The sequence below is a fragment of the Streptomyces sp. P3 genome, assembly GCF_003032475.1.
Taxonomy (GTDB): domain Bacteria; phylum Actinomycetota; class Actinomycetes; order Streptomycetales; family Streptomycetaceae; genus Streptomyces.
In genome coordinates this window covers 1,389,510-1,409,241 of record NZ_CP028369.1, presented here as the reverse complement: position 1 = coordinate 1,409,241, position 19,732 = coordinate 1,389,510, and the positions used below count along the sequence as shown (strand labels likewise).

Below are 19,732 nucleotides of genomic sequence, written 5' to 3'. Positions count from 1 at the left end.
CCGGGAAGGCTGGCGTAGGCTGGATCGGTCTGTCCACAACCCTTGACGAAAGGGACGCTCCCGGTGACCGAGAAGGCCGAACTTCAGTCCGTCCTCGACCGTGCCGCCGCCGGTGGGCGGATCACCCCCGAAGAGGCTCTCGACCTCTACCGCGACGCCCCGCTGCACGCGCTGGGCGCCGCCGCCGACGCCGTACGCCGTCGTCTGTACGCGGGGACCGAGCACATCGCGACGTACATCATCGAGCGGAACATCAACTACACCAACGTGTGCGTCACGGCGTGCAGGTTCTGCGCCTTCTACGCGGCACCCAAGGACACGGCCAAGGGCTGGACCCGCGACCTCGACGACATCCTGCGCCGCTGCGCGGAGACCGTCGAGCTCGGCGGCACCCAGATCATGTTCCAGGGCGGCCACCACCCGGACTACGGCGTCGAGTACTACGAGCGGCACTTCTCCGCCATCAAGCAGGCGTTCCCGCAGCTGGTGATCCACTCGCTGGGCGCGTCCGAGGTCGAGCACATGGCGCGGATCTCGAAGGTGGGCGTGGAGGAGGCCATCACCCGGATCCACGCGGCCGGCCTCGACTCCTTCGCGGGCGCCGGCGCCGAGCTGCTGCCCGCCCGGCCGCGCAAGGCGATCGCCCCGCTCAAGGAGTCCGGCGAGCGCTGGCTGGAGATCATGGAGACCGCGCACAAACTGGGCGTCGAGTCGACGTCCACCATGCTGATGGGCACCGGCGAGACCAACGCCGAACGCATCGAGCACCTGCGGATGATCCGTGACGTGCAGGACCGCACGGGCGGCTTCCGCGCCTTCATCCCGTACACGTACCAGCCCGAGAACAACCACCTCAAGGGCCGCACCCAGACGACCCTCTTCGAGTACCTGCGGATCATCGCGGTCGCCCGCCTGTTCCTCGACAACGTGCGGCACATCCAGGGCTCCTGGCTGACGACGGGCAAGGAGGTCGGCCAGCTCTCCCTGCACTACGGCGCCGACGACCTCGGCTCGATCATGCTGGAGGAGAACGTCGTCTCCTCGGCCGGTGCCAAGCACCGCTCCAACCGCCTGGAGATCATCGATCTGATCAGGAAGGCGGACCGGGTCCCGGCCCAGCGCGCCACGACGTACGAGCACCTCGTCGTGCACGACGACCCGGCGAACGACCCGGTCGACGAGCGGGTCATGTCCCACATCTCGTCCACGGCGATCGAGGGCGGCACGGCCCACCCCGAGCTCAAGCTGCTGGCTTCCAACTAGCCGCCGCATGCTGACCGTTCACGCGGATTCCCGGGGCCGGGCGCTCGCCGTCAGGGGTGCGTGGATCGCCGACGTCGGGTCCCGGGAGGAACTCGTCGCCGCCCATCCGGGCGCGCGCCTGCGGACGTGGCCCGGCATCCTCACCCCGGGGCTGATCAACCTGCACGGCAACGAGCTGCTGGAGGAGGCGTACCACCCGGACCCCCGCGAGGCCGACGAACTGGGCGTCGAGCCGTTGACCGGCGAGGCGCTGGCGGCCCTCGCCATGGACGACGCCCGCTGGAGCGCGAGCGTCCGGCGCTGTGTGCAGCGGATGCTGGCGCACGGCACGGTCAGGGCGGCCTGCGAGGACCTGCGCAACCGCGCGGTGCGGGAGGCCCTGCACCGGTCGGCGCTGGCGGGCATGGGCCGGATCGGACGTCCCGGCGGGACACCCTCGCTCGACCCGTACGCCGCCGGGATCCCGGTGGAGTTCGCCCGTCCGAGGGAGCGGAATTCCGCGGCCCGGTTCGCGGTGTTCGACGTACGGGACGAGGCCGAACTCGCGGAGCGCGGCGCGGGCACGTGCGTGGCCACGGTGGCGGACGGCCGCCTCGTCTACCGGCGCAGGTGAGGGCGCCGCCGCGTCAGGGGCGCGGGGGAGGGACGCGGAGGACCGGGTGACCTGCCACGGCGAACCCGCGGTCGGCACGCGGTGTCGAAGTCCCCGTGTTCTACCGTGAGAACGCCTCCGCGAACGCCCCGTCCTCCTGCTCGACCCCACTGCAGTCGGTCAACGCGTCGTCCGTGGCGGCGCCGGCCTCGCACTCCCGATCCCGGAACGTCGACCACATCGACACCCACGCGATGCCCTTCTCCTCGGCGAACGCCCGCACCTGGGCCGCGTCTGCGAGTGTGAACGTCTCGTTGTCGACGTCGTTCGTGCCGATCATCGACGTGAGCGCCATTCCCCGCCATGCGGCCCGGTCGTCCGTCCCGAACGCCTTCTTCAGCTGCGCCTGCGCGGCCGTCGCCGAGGTGACCGCGTATCCGCCCATGTCACCGGCGTACGACTCGCTGTAGTTCATGGTCATGAGGTTGACGGTCAAGACCCGGACGTCGTACCTGTTCGCCGACGCCAGCAGCGCCAGGCTGTCGGAATCCAGCCCGGAGGGCATCACCGGGAGTGTGAAGGTGACCTCCAGATCCGGCCGTTGTTTCTGCAGTGCGGCGATCGCCGAGGAGCGCAGGGCGATCGAGCCGGAGTCGGTCAACTCGTCGCCCTCGACGTCGAAGTCGGCCTGCGTGGAGCCGGCCGCGTCGAGCGCCTCGCCGTACGCCTTCGCGAGGGCGGACGCGCTGTCGCAGGCGGCCGCCAGTTCCGTGCCGGACGCTCCGCCGAAGGAGACGCGCACCGTGGCACCCGTCTTCTTCAACGCGGAGATGCGGGACCTCACCGCCTTGTCCCCGATGGCGTCGACGCCGTTCCACTTCGGTGTGCAGTCACGGCCGTCGGCGATGACGAACGCCAGGTTGTACGTCGTCGGGGAGCCTGCCGAATCGTTGCCGGAGGCTTCGCCCGCGCTCACGTAGGGCGCGTAGCCGGTGCCGGTGCCGGACTCCTCGGGACTCGTGGACGGCGAGCCGCTCGCGGACCGCCCGCCGGCCCGGCCGGTGGCCGCGGGCGCCGCGTCCGAGGTGCCGCCGGATTGTGCGGAGCATCCCGCCAGCGTCAGGGCGATCAGGCAGGCGACCCCGGCCGTCGGCACCAGGAGACTCCTCATTGCGTATGCACCAGCTTTCGTGGTTTCCGCCTCGGACGGGAAACCATGTGCGTTCCCGGACGGGGAATCTCTCATATCTCGGCGGATCGCGTGGGAACAGTGGGCACACAGTCGGTTCGGGGACGCAAGCGCGCAGAACGCGATATCCGTCCGCCAAAAGATGGACAATCAACGCTCCTGTAAGAGAACGGAGTTGTGCAGGGCTTTCGGATATCTCCCGGGAAGCTGACGGACTCGTGTGTCTCTCACGGGTCTCTCATATGCAGCGAAGAGTTCGGCTCACGTAGAGGTCTCCCGATATCCGGTCGACGCGATCCCGGCCCGTCGTCGAAAGCCGTGCCGCCCAGTCGCGGCAGCCGTCGCGACCGCAAACGTGAGGGCACCTCCGCCGGGGTGTCCTCGTCGTCCTGGCGATGCCGGGCCACGGCTGGATGCCGGGCCGGGAGATCGTCCCCTGGGCGGTGGCGCCGGGCGACCCGTCGGGGAACGCCCGGGGCGGGCAGGCCTGGGAGATCCTCCGGTACCCGCGGGCCCCGACATCCGTGCCGGTGCCGCCGTCTCCGGGACGTCCCCGCGTTCGAGACGTACCTGCCGCTGGAGAGCCGGTGGTTCATGTTCGGCGTGGGCCGGCTGCTGATCGGCGTCTTCGTGCTGCTGTGCGGATGGGTGAAGGACGTGGCGGCGCGCAGGGCAGCCGAGGCTCCTGCCGTGAGCCGGCGCGGAAGGGGCTGACACAATGACCGGGTGACCCGTGCTTCCCTGAACAAGCAGCCCCACGAAGTCGCCTCGATGTTCGACCGCGTGGCGGAACGGTACGACCTGACCAACGACGTCCTGTCGCTGGGCCAGGACCGGCGGTGGCGCAAGGAGGTCGCGAAGGCGGTGGACGCCCGCCCGGCGCAGAAGATCCTGGACCTCGCCGCCGGCACGGCCACCTCCTCCCTCCCGTTCGCGCGGACCGGCGCGTACGTCGTCCCCTGCGACTTCTCCCTCGGCATGCTCCAGGTCGGCAAGAGGAACCACGCCTGGCTGCCGTTCACCGCCGGGGACGCGACGAAGCTGCCCTTCAGGGACGACTCGTTCGACGCCGTCACCATCTCCTTCGGCCTGCGCAACGTGCAGGACTTCGACGCGGCCCTGCGCGAGATGCACCGGGTGACCCGGCCCGGCGGACGCGTCGTGATCTGCGAGTTCTCGCATCCCACCTGGGCGCCGTTCCGTACCGTCTACACCGAGTACCTGATGCGCGCCCTGCCCCCCGTCGCCCGCGCGGTCTCCTCGAACCCGGACGCCTACGTCTACCTCGCCGAGTCCATCCGTGCCTGGCCCGACCAGGCCGCCCTCGCCGGGCACCTGCGCAAGGCGGGCTGGTCGAAGGTCGCCTGGCGCAACCTGACGGGCGGCGTGGTGACCCTGCACCGGGGCTTCAAGGAGGCCTGAGACGCGCCTGAGGCGCAGCCGGTGATAGGGCATGCCTCTCACCGGCCCCCGGCGGGGTCACCGGCACCGGCGGGTCGGCTGCCCCCGCGGTCGGCCGAGGGTCGCCGTCACCCGGTGATCGCCTCGAAGGGGTCCTTCGGCCGGTCCAGCTCGCGCTCCAGCCCGCCTCCGCCCGGCCGCGGCACGCGCGGTTCGCGCACGCCCGCGCCTCCACCGCCCTCCCCTTCGCGGAACTCGAACCACACGGTGACGACGGCGCCCCGAGGCACCTCGACACCGGGCGGCGGGTACTGCCGTACGACGTAGTCGACGACCGTGCGGTGGAAGTCGGGCCGGTCCGGAGCGGCCAGCAGCACGCCCTGCGCCGCAGCCGCCTCACGCGCGTCCACCGCCATCAGACCGACGAACCTGGGTACGCGCACTTCGGGTGTTTTGGGTGGTATGAGCACAGATGTCACCCCCAGCGGTACTGGAAGGGTAACCGCCCGGGGGTGCCGTCCGGAAGCGTCTGGTGTCTTTCCGTAGCCGACGGCCACGTGGAGTGACCGGGGCCGTCACCAGGCGAGGCGGTAGCAGCGGGCCTCCCGCGTCGTCCCGGGCCTCGGGTACGCCTCCGCGAGCCGCATCCCCAGCCGCTCGGCCACGGCGATGGACCGTCTGTTGCCCGAGTCGACCACGGCCACCACCTCCGGCACCCCGGCCGCCCGCACCCGCTCCAGCGTCGACCGGGCGGCCGCCGTGGCATATCCCCGGCCCCAGTGCTCCCGGCCGATCCGCCACCCGATCTCGATCTCTCCTCGGGGACCCCAGTCCCGCGGCCACGGCTGGGCCCCGGCGAACCCGATGACCCGGTCGTCCGCGTCCAGCAGCGTCCACAGGCAGAAGCCGCGCTCGGCGTCGTGCAAGCGCTGGCGGGCGGTGAGTTCCTCGTAGACCGAGAGCTCCGCGGATCTCCCGCCGAGGAACTCCATGACGTCCGGATCGTCGAAGACCCGGTGCCAGGCGACGGCGTCCTCGTCCGTGGGGACGCGCAGCCGTACTACGGGGAGAGCTCGGTTCACTGGGCAGCCCTTCAGCCAGGTGATCAATTCTGCTGAATAGACTGCCCGTGTCCAGTGCCGGTCGGCACGCAGATTCCGAACTTGGGGAGATCCCGCCGTGACCGCCGTGACCGAGCCCCGCTCCGAGCCCTTCACCGCGAACACCGCCGACGTGATCGTCGTCGGCGCGGGACCGGCCGGCTCCACGACCGCCTACTACCTCGCCAAGGCCGGACTCGACGTACTCCTCCTCGAGAAGACCGAGTTCCCGCGCGAGAAGGTCTGCGGCGACGGCCTCACCCCGCGCGCCACCAAGCAGCTGGTGGCCATGGGCATCGACATCTCCGAGGAGGCCGGCTGGCTGCGCAACAAGGGCCTGCGCATCATCGGCGGCGGCGTCCGTCTCCAGCTGGACTGGCCCGATCTGGCCTCCTTCCCCGACTACGGACTCGTCCGCAAGCGTGACGACTTCGACGAGCAGCTCGCCCGCCAGGCCCAGAAGGCGGGCGCCCGCCTCCACGAGCGCTGCAACGTGGGCGCCCCGATCGTCGACGACCGCACCGGCCGCATCACCGGCGTGCACGCCAAGCTGGGAGAGGAGAAGCGCGAAGTCACCTTCCACGCCCCGCTCGTGGTCGCCGCCGACGGCAACTCCACCCGTCTCTCGCTGGCGATGGGCCTGCACCGCCGCGAGGACCGCCCGATGGGCGTCGCCGTCCGCACCTACTTCACCTCCCCGCGCCACGAGGACGACTACCTGGAGTCCTGGCTGGAGCTGTGGGACCGACGCGGCCCCGGCGAGGACCGGCTGCTGCCGGGCTACGGCTGGATCTTCGGCATGGGCGACGGGACGTCGAACGTCGGCCTCGGCGTGCTCAACACCTCCGACTCCTTCAAGGAGCTGGACTGGCGCGAGGTTCTCAAGGCCTGGTGCGCGTCCATGCCTGAGGACTGGGGCTACACCCCCGAAAACATGACCGGCCCGATCCGCGGCGCCGCCCTCCCCATGGCCTTCAACCGCAAGCCCCACTACACCAAGGGCCTGCTGCTGGTCGGCGACGCCGGGGGCCTGGTGAACCCGTTCAACGGCGAGGGCATCGCCTACGCCATGGAGTCCGGGCAGCTCGCCGCCGACGTCATCGTGCAGGCCCACGCCCGCGCCACCCCAGGTCAGCGCGAACTCGCCCTGCAGCGGTACCCGCAGATCCTCGCGGACACCTACGGCGGCTACTACACGCTCGGCCGCGCCTTCGTGAAGCTCATCGGCAACCCGAAGGTCATGAAGATCGCGACGCAGCGCGGCCTGACCCACCCGATGCTGATGAAGTTCACACTGAAGATGCTCGCCAACCTGACCGACCCCACGGGCGGCGACGCGATGGACCGCATCATCAACGGCCTGAGCAAGGTGGCCCCGAAGGCCTGACCCGACGGGTGCTCGCTCGGTGGGCCCGACGGGACGGTGCGGGCCGACCGGTGAGCTCGGCGGCCCCGACCGGACGGTACGGGCCCGCCGTTCGGCGGCCGACGCGCACAGGGCTCTTCCCGGCGGCCCGCCTCATGATGAAGTGCCCGACATGTCGGGCATCTTCGCCCCTTGCGTCGGTCGTGGGCGAACAGTCGCGGGACCACGTCCGCCGGGCGCACGCGACACCCTCCCCGGCGGCGGCGCACGAGACGACGAGCCGCCGCCCGTCCCGCCGGGCGCGCCCGGACAGCCCGAAGGGCCGCTGCCCCCGAGCGGCTGCGGCCCTTGCGTGCGTGCGGCGCCCTCAAAGGCGCCTGGGAGCGGTCAGAGCACCCTCACCGCGCCGCTCGGCGGGTCGTACGACAGCGGCTTCTCGGCCACACCGGTGGAGGGGTTCTGCGCGCCGACGAACATGCCGTCGCCGACGTAGACCGCCACGTGGTACGCGTTGCCCGCGCTGCCCCAGTAGAGGATGTCGCCGGGCTGCAGGTTGTCCAGCGACACCTGCGTGCCGGCCGTCGACTGGTCCTGCGAGACGCGCGGCAGGTCGATGCCGACCTGCTTGAAGGCGGTCTGCATCAGGCCCGAGCAGTCCCAGGAGTTGGGGCCGGTGCCGCCGGAGACGTAGGCGTCACCGATCTGCGCCTTCACGAAGGCGATGACGGCCGCGGCCGAACCCGTCGCCGTGGAGGAGCTCGTGCTGCTGAAGGTGCTGCCCGACGTCGAGGTCAGCGTGGTCCGCTCGGCGGCGCGCGTGGCCCGCTCGGCGGCGGCCTTACGGGCGGCCTCGGCCTTCTTCTTCGCCTCGGCCTTGGCCTCGGCGAGGTCCTTCTTGGCTTCCTTGGCGGCGGACGCGGCGGCCGCGTCGCGCTCGGCGTGGAGCTGGTAGTTCGCCGCGGCCTGCTGTGTGGCCTGGGCGGACTGCGCGACCTGGGCGGCCAGGTCGCCGGTGAGCACGGGCAGTTCGAGCGTCTGCGTCACCGGTTCGGCGGCGTTGGCCGAGCCGGCTGCTGTGGCGACGGCCAGCGTGCCGAGAACACCACTGGCGACTCCGGCCCGCATCGCGATCGTCGACGCGCTGCGGCGGGGTTTCCGGTGGCTGCGTATGTGAGCGGTGAGGGACATGGGTACAAGCGGTATCAGGGGCTCCTCCATACCTTCAAGAAACGTGTGGTGCGCCACAGTTGTTCAACGGATGCCCCAAATTCCGCGCCTCGGGTTCTTTATTGACGCCGTAACGGACATTGCGGACGCACGTGATCAAGCCTGTGATCATGATGTTTCGCGGTTACGCCCGAATTGCCCTGCGCCTACCACCGGTCGAGACAGTTGGCCAAGCCCCGCTCTTGGGGGCCCTCACGGGTGTGGCGGAGGTCACGGAACGGTTACCGGAGCGCCCGCGTCTCGCGCCCGCGGCACGACCGCTTCCGCTCGTGAACGTGTGCACGCGTCCACATCCGGCTCCGCCCCTCCCCCTCATGTGTGAACGGGGTCCTCTACCAGTGCCCCGCGTCCATCTCCAATTTGCATGCAAGGGAAGCCTCTTGATATTGAGATGCCTCTCCGGCCTGCGGTGACGAGCGCAAATGTCACTTCTTGTGATCACTCTGGCGCTTCGCGTGCGAAGATCACCGCTGATATGACTTCATGATCGTTCGTCAGGTGGTGGAGATCACAAAGCTTGTGTAATACCCCGTGTCGCAGATCACAGAGCGGCGGGCATAGGATGCGAGGCAGTTGGGCTTGTGACCTGCTTCACATGTTCGCGATCTTCGTCTGGACGGGCGGTGTTCGCGGGCCTGCGGGGGCGGCGCCGGTCCGATGTCATCGCCAGCAGTCAGTGCCGACTGAGAGGAGCGAGGAGCGGTGAACGCGTATGCGCCCATCCTCGTACTGGGAGCCCTCGGGGCAGGCTTTGCGATCTTCTCCGTGGTCATGGCCACGCTGATCGGGCCGAAGCGGTACAACCGCGCCAAGCTCGAGGCCTATGAGTGCGGTATCGAGCCGACCCCCACGCCGGCCGGCGGCGGGCGCTTCCCCATCAAGTACTACCTGACGGCGATGCTCTTCATCGTCTTCGACATCGAGATCGTCTTCCTCTACCCCTGGGCCGTCACCTTCGACGCCCTGGGTGTCTTCGGGCTCGTGGAGATGCTGCTCTTCGTGCTCACCGTCTTCGTGGCGTACGCGTACGTGTGGCGGCGCGGCGGCCTGGAATGGGACTGAGGGGCCTTTAAGTCATGGGACTCGAAGAAAAGCTGCCGAGCGGATTCCTGCTGACCACGGTCGAGCAGGCCGCGGGCTGGGTGCGCAAGGCGTCCGTCTTCCCCGCCACGTTCGGTCTGGCCTGCTGCGCCATCGAGATGATGACGACCGGCGCCGGCCGCTACGACCTGGCGCGCTTCGGCATGGAGGTCTTCCGCGGTTCGCCCCGACAGGCGGACCTGATGATCGTCGCCGGCCGGGTGAGCCAGAAGATGGCGCCGGTGCTCCGCCAGGTCTACGACCAGATGCCCGCCCCCAAGTGGGTCATCTCCATGGGCGTCTGCGCGTCCTCAGGCGGCATGTTCAACAACTACGCGATCGTCCAGGGCGTCGATCACATCGTGCCCGTCGACATCTACCTTCCGGGCTGCCCGCCGCGGCCCGAGATGCTGATGGACGCGATCCTCAAGCTCCACCACAAGATCCAGAACTCCAAGCTGGGCGTGAACGCCGAGGAGGCGGCCCGCGAGGCGGAGGAGGCGGCGCTGAAGGCCCTGCCCATGATCGAGATGAAGGGGCTGCTGCGGTGAGCGACGCGAACGGCACCCACGGCGCGAACGGCTCCTCGAACGGGGTGAACCCCGAGAAGGACCTCTCCGCCTCCAACCTCCCCGGCCAGCGCGGCCAGGGCGGGGAGGAGGTCCGCGTCCAGCGCGGCATGTTCGGCGCCGACAACGGCGGCGACACCTCCGGCTACGGCGGCCTGGTCCGCTCGATCCGGCTCCCGGGGGCGGCGAGCCGGCCGTACGGCGGCTGGTTCGACGAGGTCGCCGACGAGCTGGAGGGCGCACTGGAGGAGCAGGGTCTCCTTCCTGGCAACGCGATCGAGAAGACGGTCGTCGACCGCGACGAGCTCACCTTCCACATCGAGCGCGAGCACCTGCTCCGCGTCGCCCGCACCCTGCGCGACGACCCCGCCCTGCGCTTCGAACTCTGCACCGGCGTCAGCGGCGTGCACTACCCGCACGACAAGGGGCGCGAACTGCACGCCGTCTACCACCTGCGCTCGATCACCCACAACCGGCTGATCCGCCTGGAGGTCAGCGCCCCGGACGCCGATCCGCGCATCCCGTCCCTGGTCGCCGTGTATCCCACCAACGACTGGCACGAGCGCGAGACCTACGACTTCTTCGGGATCGTCTTCGACGGCCACCCGGCCCTCACGCGGATCATGATGCCGGACGACTGGCCGGGCCATCCGCAGCGCAAGGACTATCCCCTCGGCGGCATCCCCGTCGAGTACAAGGGCGCCCAGATCCCGGCTCCGGACCAGCGGAGGTCGTACTCGTGAGCAGCACGCAGTCATCAGCCGCGTCCGCCTCGGCGCGCGAGACCACAGAGGGCACCGTTTACACGGTCACCGGTGGCGACTGGGACGAGGTCGTCCAGTCCGCGGCCCGCGCCGACGACGAGCGCATCGTCGTCAACATGGGCCCCCAGCACCCCTCCACCCACGGGGTGCTCCGCCTCATCCTGGAGATCGAGGGCGAGACCGTCACCGAGGCCCGCTGCGGCATCGGCTACCTCCACACCGGCATCGAGAAGAACCTCGAGTACCGCACGTGGACGCAGGGCACCACGTTCGTGACGCGCATGGACTACCTGACGTCCTTCTTCAACGAGACCGCCTACTGTCTCGCCGTCGAGAAGCTCCTCGGCATCGAGGACCAGATCACCGAGCGGGCCAAGATCATCCGGGTGCTCCTGATGGAGCTGAACCGGATGTCGTCGCACCTGGTGTGCATCGCCACGGGCGGCATGGAGCTCGGCGCCACCACCATCATGATCTACGGATTCCGTGATCGTGAAATGATTCTCGACATCTACGAGCTCATCACGGGCCTGCGGATGAACCACGCGTACATCCGCCCCGGCGGACTCGCCCAGGACCTGCCGCCCGGCGCGGTGGACCAGATCCGCGAGTTCGTGAAGAAGATGAAGAAGAACCTCCCCGAGTACGACAAGCTCGCCACCGGGAACCCCATCTTCAAGGCCCGCATGCAGGACGTCGGCTACCTCGACCTGGCCGGCTGCATGGCCCTCGGCGCCACCGGCCCGATCCTGCGCTCCACCGGCCTGCCGCACGACCTGCGCAAGACCCAGCCCTACTGCGACTACGAGACGTACGACTTCGACGTCCCGACCGCGGACTCCTGCGACTCCTACGGCCGCTTCCTGATCCGTCTGGAAGAGATGCGCCAGTCGCTCAGGATCGTCGAGCAGTGCCTGGACCGGCTGCAGCCCGGCCCGGTCATGGTCGCCGACCGGAAGATCGCCTGGCCGGCCCAGCTGGCTCTGGGCCCCGACGGTCTCGGCAACTCCCTCGACCACATCAAGAAGATCATGGGCACCTCCATGGAGGCCCTGATCCACCACTTCAAGCTGGTCACCGAGGGCTTCCGGGTGCCGCCGGGGCAGGCGTACGCGGCGGTCGAGTCGCCCAAGGGCGAGCTCGGGGTGCACGCCGTCTCCGACGGAGGCACCCGCCCCTACCGGGTCCACTTCCGGGACCCGTCCTTCACCAACCTGCAAGCCATGGCGGCGATGTGCGAGGGCGGCCAGGTCGCCGACGTGATCGTCGCCGTCGCGTCCATCGACCCCGTGATGGGAGGCGTCGACCGGTGACCACCTCTTCTTCCGAGCGGGGCGTCAGCCTGGGCATGCCCGAACTGCCCGCGCCCGCCTACCCGGACGACGTCCGAGCCAGGCTGGAGGCGGACGCGCGCGAGATCATCGCCCGCTACCCCGACTCCCGGTCCGCGCTCCTGCCGTTGCTGCACCTCGTGCAGTCGGAGGAGGGGCACGTCACGCGCACCGGGATGCGCTTCTGCGCCGACGTGCTGGACCTCACCACCGCCGAGGTCACCGCGGTCGCCACCTTCTACACCATGTACCGGCGTCGACCCGGCGGCGACTACCAGGTCGGCGTCTGCACCAACACGCTGTGCGCGGTGATGGGCGGCGACGCGATCTTCGAGGAGCTCCAGGAGCACCTGGGCGTCGGCAACGGTGGGACCACCGACGACGGAAAGATCACCCTGGAGCACATCGAGTGCAACGCGGCCTGCGACTTCGCGCCGGTCGTCATGGTCAACTGGGAGTTCTTCGACAACCAGACCGTGCAGAGCGCGAAGCGCCTGGTGGACGAGCTGCGGAGCGGTGCCACGGTGTCCCCGACGCGCGGGGCGCCGCTCTGCTCATTCAAGGAGACCGCCCGCATCCTGGCGGGCTTCCCCGACGAGCGGGACGGGGCCGTCGAGGCGAGCGGCAGTGCGGGGCCGGCGTCACTGGTGGGTCTTCGCCTGGCAAAGGGAGAGACCGCACCCGCGCGCGTGGTCCACCCGCGCGACGGCGGGCCGCACGACGAGCCGCGGGACCGGGCCGTCCACGAGCCGTCGCCCACCGAGCACCTGAGTTCGCACGACGCGCCACAGGACACGTCGGCCTCCGACCCCGCTCACCCGGCAGGGCCTACCGCCGAGGAGGGGGAGTGATGACCTTGGCACCCGAACTGAAAGGCAGCAGCCCCGAGAAGCTGCTCGCACCCGTGCTGTCGGCCTTCTGGGACGAGGACAGGGCCTGGAGCCTGGACGTCTACCGAAGGCACGAGGGATACGAGGGCCTGCGCAAGGCGCTCGCCATGTCGCCGGACGAACTGATCGCGTTCGTCAAGGACTCCGGTCTGCGCGGGCGAGGCGGCGCGGGATTCCCGACGGGAATGAAATGGCAGTTCATTCCCCAGGGGGATGGAAAGCCGCACTATCTAGTTGTCAACGCCGACGAATCGGAGCCCGGGACCTGCAAGGACATCCCGCTCCTCTTCGCGAACCCGCACAGCCTCATCGAGGGCATTGTGATCGCGTGCTACGCCATCAGGTCGTCTCATGCCTTCATCTATCTGCGTGGTGAAGTCGTCCCTGTTCTGCGGCGGTTGCACGAGGCCGTGCGCGAGGCCTACGCGGCGGGATACCTCGGCGAGAACATCCTGGGCAGCGGACTCGACCTCCAGCTCACCGTGCACGCCGGCGCCGGCGCGTACATCTGCGGTGAGGAGACCGCGCTGCTCGACTCGCTCGAAGGCCGCCGTGGTCAACCGCGGCTTCGCCCCCCCTTCCCTGCGGTCGCGGGCCTCTATGCGTGCCCGACTGTGGTGAATAACGTCGAGTCGATCGCGTCGGTTCCCGCCATCCTGCAAAAGGGCAAGGAATGGTTCAGGTCGATGGGAAGCGAGAAGTCCCCGGGCTTCACGCTCTACTCCCTCAGCGGCCACGTCTCCAGCCCCGGCCAGTACGAGGCACCGCTCGGCATCACCCTCCGCCAGCTCCTCGAGATGAGCGGCGGCATGCGACCCGGGCACCGGCTCAAGTTCTGGACGCCGGGCGGCTCCTCGACACCGATGTTCACCGACGAACACCTCGACGTCCCTCTCGACTACGAAGGAGTGGGCGCCGCGGGTTCCATGCTCGGCACGAAAGCGCTGCAGTGCTTCGACGAGACGACCTGCGTGGTGCGCGCCGTGACCCGGTGGACCGAGTTCTACGCGCACGAGTCCTGCGGCAAGTGCACGCCGTGCCGCGAAGGCACGTACTGGCTCGTGCAGTTGCTGCGCGACATCGAGGCCGGCAAGGGCTCCCTGTCCGACCTCGACAAGCTGAACGACATCGCCGACAACATCAACGGCAAGTCCTTCTGCGCTCTCGGCGACGGCGCCGCATCGCCGATCTTCTCCTCGCTCAAGTACTTCCGCGAGGAGTACGAGCAGCACATCACGGGCCGCGGCTGCCCCTTCGACCCGGCCAAGTCGACGGCGTGGGCGGACAAGCACACGGAGGTGAACGCATGACGGTGACCACCAGCGCTCCCTCCGGAGGCGGCGAGGCGGCGGTCCCGCCGGAAGATCTCGTGACGTTGACGATCGACGGCGCCGAGATCAGCGTGCCCAAGGGCACCCTGGTCATCCGGGCCGCCGAGCAGCTCGGCATCGAGATCCCCCGCTTCTGCGACCATCCCCTCCTCGACCCCGCAGGCGCCTGCCGCCAGTGCATCGTCGACGTCGAGGGCCAGCGCAAGCCGATGGCGTCCTGCACGATCACGTGCACGGACGGCATGGTGGTGAAGACCCACCTCACCTCGCCGGTCGCCGAGAAGGCGCAGCACGGCGTGATGGAGCTGCTCCTCATCAACCACCCGCTGGACTGCCCGGTCTGCGACAAGGGCGGCGAGTGCCCCCTGCAGAACCAGGCCATGTCCCACGGCCAGGCCGAATCCCGCTTCGAGGGCAGGAAACGCACCTACGAGAAGCCCGTGCCGATCTCCACCCAGGTGCTCCTCGACCGGGAGCGGTGTGTGCTGTGCGCCCGCTGCACCCGGTTCTCGAACCAGGTGGCGGGCGACCCGATGATCGAGCTGATCGAGCGCGGGGCGTTGCAGCAGGTGGGCACCGGCGAGGGCGACCCCTTCGAGTCGTACTTCTCCGGCAACACCATCCAGATCTGCCCGGTCGGCGCGCTGACCTCGGCGGCCTACCGATTCCGCTCCCGGCCGTTCGACCTGGTCTCCTCCCCGTCGGTCTGCGAGCACTGCGCCGGAGGCTGCGCCACCCGCACCGACCACCGGCGCGGCAAGGTCATGCGGCGGCTGGCCGCCGACGACCCCGAGGTCAACGAGGAGTGGATCTGCGACAAGGGGCGCTTCGCGTTCCGGTACGCGCAGCAGCGGGACCGGCTCGACACGCCACTGGTGCGCAACGCCGAGGGTGACCTCGTACCGGCTTCCTGGCCGGAGGCCCTGCAGATCGCGGCTCAGGGCCTCTTGGCCTCCCGCGGCAGGACCGGCGTACTGACCGGCGGCCGTCTCACCGTCGAGGACGCCTACGCCTACAGCAAGTTCGCGCGCGTGGCGCTCGACACCAACGACATCGACTTCCGCGCACGGGTGCACAGCAGCGAGGAGGCCGACTTCCTGGCCGCCCGCGTGGCCGGCCGCGGCCGCGATCTCGACGGTACGGGCGTCACGTACTCCTCCCTGGAGAAGGCGCCCGCCGTCCTGCTGGTCGGGTTCGAGTCGGAGGAGGAGGCGCCCGGCGTCTTCCTGCGGCTGCGCAAGGCCTGGCGGGGGCACGGCCAGCGGGTGTTCTCACTGGCCACGCACGCCACACGAGGTCTGCAGAAGGCGGGCGGCACGCTGTTGCCGGCCGCTCCGGGCACGGAGACCGAGTGGCTGGACGCGCTGGCGAGCGGCGACGGCCTTGCGGACGCGGGCGCCGCGGCCGCACAGGCGCTGCGGACCGAGGGTGCGGTGATCGTCGTCGGCGAACGGCTGGCGGCGGTGGCGGGCGGGCTGACCGCCGCGGCGCGGGCCGCCTCGGCGACCGGCGCCCGGCTGGTGTGGATTCCGCGCCGGGCGGGGGAGCGGGGCGCGATCGAGGCGGGCGCCCTGCCGTCGCTGCTGCCGGGCGGCCGCCCGGCCACCGACCCCCGCGCGCGTGAGGAGGTCGCCGCGGCCTGGGGCCTGGCCGAACTCCCGCACCGCTACGGCCGGGACACCGGGCAGATCGTCGAGGCCGCCGCCTCCGGCGAACTGCAGGCGCTGCTCGTCGCCGGTGTCGAGGTCGCGGACCTGCCCGACCCGGAACGCGCGCGTGAGGCGCTGGCCGAGGCCGGCTTCGTGGTGTCGCTGGAGCTGCGGCCCGGTGAGGTCACCGAGCACGCGGACGTCGTCCTCCCGGTGGCCGCGGTCGCCGAGAAGCCGGGCGCCTTCCTCAACTGGGAGGGGCGGGTCCGCTTCTTCGAGGCGGCACTGAAGCCCGACCAGATGACCCGCCGTGTGGCGCCCGCCGACGCGCGCGTGCTGCAGATGCTCGCCGACGCCATGGACGTCCATCTCGGCCTGCCGGATCTGCGCACCGCCCGTGCGGAGCTCGACCGGCTCGGGGCCTGGGAGGGCTCCGGCGCCTCCGAACCCGCCGAGCCGGCCGCGCAGTTGCCGCGCCCCGCCGTCGGGGAGGCCGTCCTCGCCGGGCACCGTCTGCTGCTCGACCAGGGTGTCCTCCAGCAGGGCGACGAGGCGCTCGCCGGGACCCGGCACGCGGCACACGCGCGCGTGTCCCCCGCCACGGCCGCCGAGGCGGGCGTCAAGGACGGCGACCTGCTCGCCGTCACCGGCCCCGCCGGAACGGTCGCACTGCCGCTGCAGATCACCGAGATGCCCGACCGGGTGGTCTGGCTCCCGCTGAACTCCACCGGCCGGGGCGTCGCCTCCGACTCCGGGGCCACGCCCGGCTCCCTCGTACGCATCGGCCCGGCGACGCTCACCGCCGACGCCCCCCAGGAGGTGGAGGCATGAGCCCGTACTTCGCCGCTGAGGACCTCTCGATGTTCGGCCGCGACCCCTGGTGGCTGGTCGTCGTCAAGGCGGTCTTCTGCTTCGCCTTCCTGATGGTGACCGTGCTGTTCTCCATCGTCTGGGAGCGCAAGGTCGTCGCCTGGATGCAGTTGCGCATCGGCCCCAACCGGCACGGTCCCTGGGGCATGCTCCAGTCCCTCGCCGACGGCATCAAGCTGATGCTGAAGGAGGACCTCGTCGTCAAACGCGCGGACAAGGTGGTGTACGTCCTCGCGCCGATCGTCGCGGCCGTCCCGGCCTTCATGGCGATCGCGGTGATCCCCTTCGGGCCCGCCGACAACGAGGTCTCGATCTTCGGCCAGCGCACCACGATGCAGCTGACCGACCTGCCGATCGCGATGCTCTACGTGCTGGCGGTCGCATCCGTCGGGATCTACGGCATCGTGCTGGCCGGCTGGAGCTCCGGCTCCACCTACCCGCTGCTGGGCGGCCTGCGGTCCTGCGCGCAGATGATCTCCTACGAGATCGCCATGGGCGCGGCGTTCGCCTCGGTCTTCCTCTACTCGGGGTCGATGTCGACCTCGACGATCGTCGAGCAGCAGCAGGACCGCTGGTACATCCTCCTGCTGCCGGTCTCCTTCGTCCTCTACATCATCACGATGGTCGGCGAGACCAACCGCGCCCCCTTCGACATGCCGGAGTCCGAGGGCGACCTGGTCGGCGGCTTCAACACCGAGTACTCGTCGATCAAGTTCGCGATGTTCATGCTCGCCGAGTACGTGAACATGGTGACGGTCTCCGCCGTGGCGACCACGCTCTTCCTCGGCGGCTGGCGCGCCCCCTGGCCGATCAGCGGTTTCTGGGAGGGCGCGAACCACGGCTGGTGGCCGATGCTCTGGTTCGTCGTCAAGGTGCAACTGCTGCTGTTCTTCTTCATCTGGCTGCGCGGCACGCTCCCCCGCGTCCGCTACGACCAGTTGATGAAGCTCGGCTGGAAGGTCCTGATCCCGGTATCGGTGACGTGGCTGATGCTCGTCGCGACCGTACGGACCCTGCGCAACGAGAACTACGACTTCGCCGACATCGCCCTCTACGTGTGCGGCGGCGTCCTGGTCCTGCTGTTGCTCTCCTTCGTCGCGGACATGTTCCGCAACGCGCGGAAGGAGGCGCAGGCCCCTGCCGAGCCGGCCGAATTCGACCCGATGGCCGGCGGGTTCCCCGTGCCGCCGCTGCCGGGGCAGGAGCTGCCGCCGGTGCCCAGGCGTCGCCCGAGCCGGGAGCGGGAGCTCGTTGTCAGTGGTGGAGCGGACACTGTGAGTGACGGATCGCTGGATGGAAAGGAGGCGTCCGATGGCTGAGGAGCCCAAGGAGACCAAGCCCGGTTTCCAGAATCCCGTGGCCGGCTTCGGCGTGACCTTCAAGGCCATGTTCAAGAAGCGGCTGACCGAGCAGTACCCGGAGCAGGAGAAGACCACAGCTCCCCGGTTCCACGGACGGCACCAGCTCAACCGCCATCCGGACGGCCTGGAGAAGTGCGTCGGCTGTGAGCTGTGCGCCTGGGCCTGCCCCGCCGACGCCATCTACGTGGAGGGCGCGGACAACACCGACGAGGAGCGCTACTCCCCGGGCGAGCGGTACGGGCGCGTCTACCAGATCAACTACGCCCGCTGCATCCTGTGCGGCCTGTGCATCGAGGCGTGTCCCACGCGCGCGTTGACGATGACCAACGAGTTCGAGCTGGCCGACACCAGCCGCGCCAACCTGATCTTCACCAAGGAGCAACTGCTCGCCGGTCTCGAGGAGGGCATGGTCGACTCGCCGCACGCCATCTACCCGGGCACGGACGAGCAGGACTACTACCGGGGCCTGGTCACGGAGGCCGCTCCCGGCACGGAACGCCAGACGGCCGTCTCCAGGGGAGAGGGCCCGCAGGAGGCCGCCGCCACGTCCGGCGCGGACGAGCCGGCGTCGGAGGAGGTGGTCGGCCGATGAGCGCGCAGCTCGCCGCCTACGCCACCTCCACCGGTGAGGCCTTCCAGTTCTGGGTGCTCGGCACGGTCGCGGTGATCGGCGCCCTGTCCACCGTCTTCATGAAGAAGGCCGTGCACAGTGCGCTCTGTCTCGCCGGCACCATGATCGTCCTGGCGGTGTTCTACCTCGCCAACGGCGCCTATTTCCTGGGCATCGTGCAGATCGTGGTCTACACCGGCGCGATCATGATGCTCTTCCTCTTCGTGGTGATGCTCGTCGGCGTCACCGCGGCGGACTCGCTGAAGGAGACCATCAAGGGGCAGCGCTGGCTGGCGCTGCTGTGCGGTCTCGGCTTCGGCGTCCTGCTGATCGCCGGCATCGGCAACGCCTCCCTGACGGAGTTCAACGGCCTCACCGAGGCGAACGCGCACGGCAACGTGGAGGGCCTCGCCGCTCTCATCTTCACGAAGTACGTGTTCGCTTTCGAGATCACCGGCGCCCTGCTCATCACGGCGGCCGTGGGCGCCATGGTGCTCACCCACCGCGAGCGCACCGAGCGGCCCAGGACCCAGCGGGAGCTGGCCGAGCAGCGTGTCCGTGAAGGCAAGCACGTTCCGCCGCTGCCGGCCCCCGGCGTGTACGCGCGGCACAACGCGGTGGACGTCCAGGGCCTGCTGCCCGACGGCACCCCGTCGGAGCTCACGGTCAGCAGGACGCTGCGCGAGCGCGGTCAGATCAGGGACGTGTCCGCCGAGGCGCTGAGCGACCTCAAGGCCCTCGAACAGCGCGCCGAGGAGCGCCTGGAGCGGGCCGCGATCGAGCCGCCCCGTCTGGGGCCGAACTCCCGGCGGACCGAGGAGGCGTCGAAGTGAACCCCGTCAACTACCTCTATCTCGCGGCCCTGTTGTTCACGATCGGTGCCACGGGCGTGCTGATCAGGCGCAACGCGATCGTCGTCTTCATGTGCGTCGAGCTGATGCTCAACGCCTGCAACCTCGCGTTCGTCGCCTTCTCCCGGATGCACGGCAATCTCGACGGCCAGATCATCGCCTTCTTCACGATGGTCGTCGCCGCCGCGGAGGTCGTGGTCGGACTCGCGATCATCGTGTCGCTGTTCCGTTCCCGCCACTCGGCCTCGGTCGACGACGCCAGCCTGATGAAGCTGTAAGGGGTCGGAA

Annotated in this window: 19 protein-coding genes and 1 pseudogene; 16 read left to right on the top strand and 4 right to left on the bottom strand. The window is 69.8% G+C overall.

From position 1 onward, the window contains the following. Positions 1–63 precede the first annotated feature (63 nt). Both mqnC and C6376_RS06300 read left to right on the top strand, forming a co-directional pair. The gene (gene mqnC / locus C6376_RS06305) at positions 64–1,263 is read left to right on the top strand and encodes a cyclic dehypoxanthinyl futalosine synthase (RefSeq protein WP_107442511.1); all 1,200 of its coding nucleotides are present in this window, start codon (positions 64–66) and stop codon (positions 1,261–1,263) included. A 7-nt stretch (positions 1,264–1,270) separates the two neighbouring features. Next, a complete protein-coding gene (locus tag C6376_RS06300; protein ID WP_107442510.1) occupies positions 1,271–1,876 on the top strand; it encodes a hypothetical protein in 606 nt (201 codons plus the stop codon). 100 nt (positions 1,877–1,976) lie between these two features. Here C6376_RS06300 and C6376_RS06295 read toward each other — a convergent pair whose 3' ends face one another. Then, positions 1,977–3,026, bottom strand: coding sequence for a chitinase (locus C6376_RS06295; RefSeq protein ID WP_107442509.1), 1,050 nt, complete (start codon positions 3,024–3,026; stop codon positions 1,977–1,979). Between the two features lie 555 nt (positions 3,027–3,581). Between C6376_RS06295 and C6376_RS43715 the strand changes: the two are divergent. Next, positions 3,582–3,738: pseudogene (locus tag C6376_RS43715) on the top strand (acyltransferase); the annotation flags it as partial. 32 nt (positions 3,739–3,770) lie between these two features. Further along, positions 3,771–4,466, top strand: coding sequence for a demethylmenaquinone methyltransferase (locus tag C6376_RS06290; RefSeq protein ID WP_107442508.1), 696 nt, complete (start codon positions 3,771–3,773; stop codon positions 4,464–4,466). A 107-nt stretch (positions 4,467–4,573) separates the two neighbouring features. Here the strand turns inward: C6376_RS06290 and C6376_RS06285 are convergent, their stop codons facing one another. Further along, positions 4,574–4,888 (bottom strand): PASTA domain-containing protein, encoded by a 315-nt coding sequence (locus C6376_RS06285; RefSeq protein WP_107442507.1) that lies wholly within the window; start codon positions 4,886–4,888, stop codon positions 4,574–4,576. Between the two features lie 132 nt (positions 4,889–5,020). Next, positions 5,021–5,527: a GNAT family N-acetyltransferase gene (locus C6376_RS06280; RefSeq protein ID WP_107442506.1), complete on the bottom strand. Its 507-nt coding sequence runs from the start codon at positions 5,525–5,527 to the stop codon at positions 5,021–5,023. A gap of 106 nt (positions 5,528–5,633) precedes the next feature. On the opposite strand from C6376_RS06280, the gene C6376_RS06275 reads away from it, so the two are divergent. Next, the gene (locus C6376_RS06275; protein WP_173985863.1) at positions 5,634–6,932 is read left to right on the top strand and encodes a geranylgeranyl reductase family protein; all 1,299 of its coding nucleotides are present in this window, start codon (positions 5,634–5,636) and stop codon (positions 6,930–6,932) included. Between the two features lie 366 nt (positions 6,933–7,298). Here the strand turns inward: C6376_RS06275 and C6376_RS06270 are convergent, their stop codons facing one another. Then, positions 7,299–8,099: a C40 family peptidase gene (locus tag C6376_RS06270; RefSeq protein WP_107442504.1), complete on the bottom strand. Its 801-nt coding sequence runs from the start codon at positions 8,097–8,099 to the stop codon at positions 7,299–7,301. A gap of 741 nt (positions 8,100–8,840) precedes the next feature. On the opposite strand from C6376_RS06270, the gene C6376_RS06265 reads away from it, so the two are divergent. From C6376_RS06265 to nuoK, 11 genes are read left to right on the top strand one after another with little or no spacing between them, the layout of a single operon-like run. Beyond that, positions 8,841–9,200: an NADH-quinone oxidoreductase subunit A gene (locus C6376_RS06265; protein WP_007383963.1), complete on the top strand. Its 360-nt coding sequence runs from the start codon at positions 8,841–8,843 to the stop codon at positions 9,198–9,200. A gap of 14 nt (positions 9,201–9,214) precedes the next feature. After that, positions 9,215–9,769: an NADH-quinone oxidoreductase subunit B family protein gene (locus C6376_RS06260; RefSeq protein ID WP_057584832.1), complete on the top strand. Its 555-nt coding sequence runs from the start codon at positions 9,215–9,217 to the stop codon at positions 9,767–9,769. After that, entirely contained in the window at positions 9,766–10,530 is a 765-nt protein-coding gene (locus tag C6376_RS06255) for an NADH-quinone oxidoreductase subunit C (RefSeq protein ID WP_107442503.1), read from the top strand. Before C6376_RS06260 ends, C6376_RS06255 begins: the two co-directional genes overlap by 4 nt. Further along, positions 10,527–11,864, top strand: coding sequence for an NADH-quinone oxidoreductase subunit D (locus C6376_RS06250; protein ID WP_107442502.1), 1,338 nt, complete (start codon positions 10,527–10,529; stop codon positions 11,862–11,864). The genes C6376_RS06255 and C6376_RS06250 overlap by 4 nt, the downstream gene beginning before the upstream one ends. Then, on the top strand, positions 11,861–12,733 hold the full coding sequence (gene nuoE / locus C6376_RS06245) for an NADH-quinone oxidoreductase subunit NuoE (protein ID WP_107442501.1): 873 nt from the start codon (positions 11,861–11,863) through the stop codon (positions 12,731–12,733). The genes C6376_RS06250 and nuoE overlap by 4 nt, the downstream gene beginning before the upstream one ends. Further along, positions 12,730–14,082, top strand: a complete 1,353-nt coding sequence (gene nuoF, locus C6376_RS06240) for an NADH-quinone oxidoreductase subunit NuoF (RefSeq protein ID WP_173985590.1) — start codon at positions 12,730–12,732, stop codon at positions 14,080–14,082. Before nuoE ends, nuoF begins: the two co-directional genes overlap by 4 nt. After that, a complete protein-coding gene (locus tag C6376_RS06235; RefSeq protein WP_107442499.1) occupies positions 14,079–16,583 on the top strand; it encodes an NADH-quinone oxidoreductase subunit G in 2,505 nt (834 codons plus the stop codon). Before nuoF ends, C6376_RS06235 begins: the two co-directional genes overlap by 4 nt. Next, a complete protein-coding gene (gene nuoH / locus C6376_RS06230; RefSeq protein ID WP_107442498.1) occupies positions 16,580–17,941 on the top strand; it encodes an NADH-quinone oxidoreductase subunit NuoH in 1,362 nt (453 codons plus the stop codon). The genes C6376_RS06235 and nuoH overlap by 4 nt, the downstream gene beginning before the upstream one ends. Then, on the top strand, positions 17,934–18,575 hold the full coding sequence (nuoI, locus tag C6376_RS06225; protein ID WP_107442497.1) for an NADH-quinone oxidoreductase subunit NuoI: 642 nt from the start codon (positions 17,934–17,936) through the stop codon (positions 18,573–18,575). The genes nuoH and nuoI overlap by 8 nt, the downstream gene beginning before the upstream one ends. Further along, positions 18,572–19,426 (top strand): NADH-quinone oxidoreductase subunit J, encoded by an 855-nt coding sequence (locus tag C6376_RS06220; RefSeq protein ID WP_107442496.1) that lies wholly within the window; start codon positions 18,572–18,574, stop codon positions 19,424–19,426. Before nuoI ends, C6376_RS06220 begins: the two co-directional genes overlap by 4 nt. Continuing rightward, positions 19,423–19,722, top strand: a complete 300-nt coding sequence (nuoK, locus tag C6376_RS06215) for an NADH-quinone oxidoreductase subunit NuoK (RefSeq protein ID WP_004927567.1) — start codon at positions 19,423–19,425, stop codon at positions 19,720–19,722. Before C6376_RS06220 ends, nuoK begins: the two co-directional genes overlap by 4 nt. The last annotated feature ends 10 nt before the right edge of the window (positions 19,723–19,732 follow it).

What these genes read in the sequence shown, in the direction of transcription:
- nuoH (WP_107442498.1), top strand. Translation starts at nt 16,580, where the DNA reads ATGAGCCCGTACTTCGCCGCTGAGGACCTCTCGATGTTCGGCCGCGAC.
- nuoI (WP_107442497.1), top strand. Translation starts at nt 17,934, where the DNA reads ATGGCTGAGGAGCCCAAGGAGACCAAGCCCGGTTTCCAGAATCCCGTG.
- C6376_RS06270 (WP_107442504.1), bottom strand. Translation starts at nt 8,099, where the DNA reads ATGTCCCTCACCGCTCACATACGCAGCCACCGGAAACCCCGCCGCAGC.
- C6376_RS06295 (WP_107442509.1), bottom strand. Translation starts at nt 3,026, where the DNA reads ATGAGGAGTCTCCTGGTGCCGACGGCCGGGGTCGCCTGCCTGATCGCC.
- C6376_RS06260 (WP_057584832.1), top strand. Translation starts at nt 9,215, where the DNA reads ATGGGACTCGAAGAAAAGCTGCCGAGCGGATTCCTGCTGACCACGGTC.
- C6376_RS06300 (WP_107442510.1), top strand. Translation starts at nt 1,271, where the DNA reads ATGCTGACCGTTCACGCGGATTCCCGGGGCCGGGCGCTCGCCGTCAGG.
- C6376_RS06235 (WP_107442499.1), top strand. Translation starts at nt 14,079, where the DNA reads ATGACGGTGACCACCAGCGCTCCCTCCGGAGGCGGCGAGGCGGCGGTC.
- C6376_RS06220 (WP_107442496.1), top strand. Translation starts at nt 18,572, where the DNA reads ATGAGCGCGCAGCTCGCCGCCTACGCCACCTCCACCGGTGAGGCCTTC.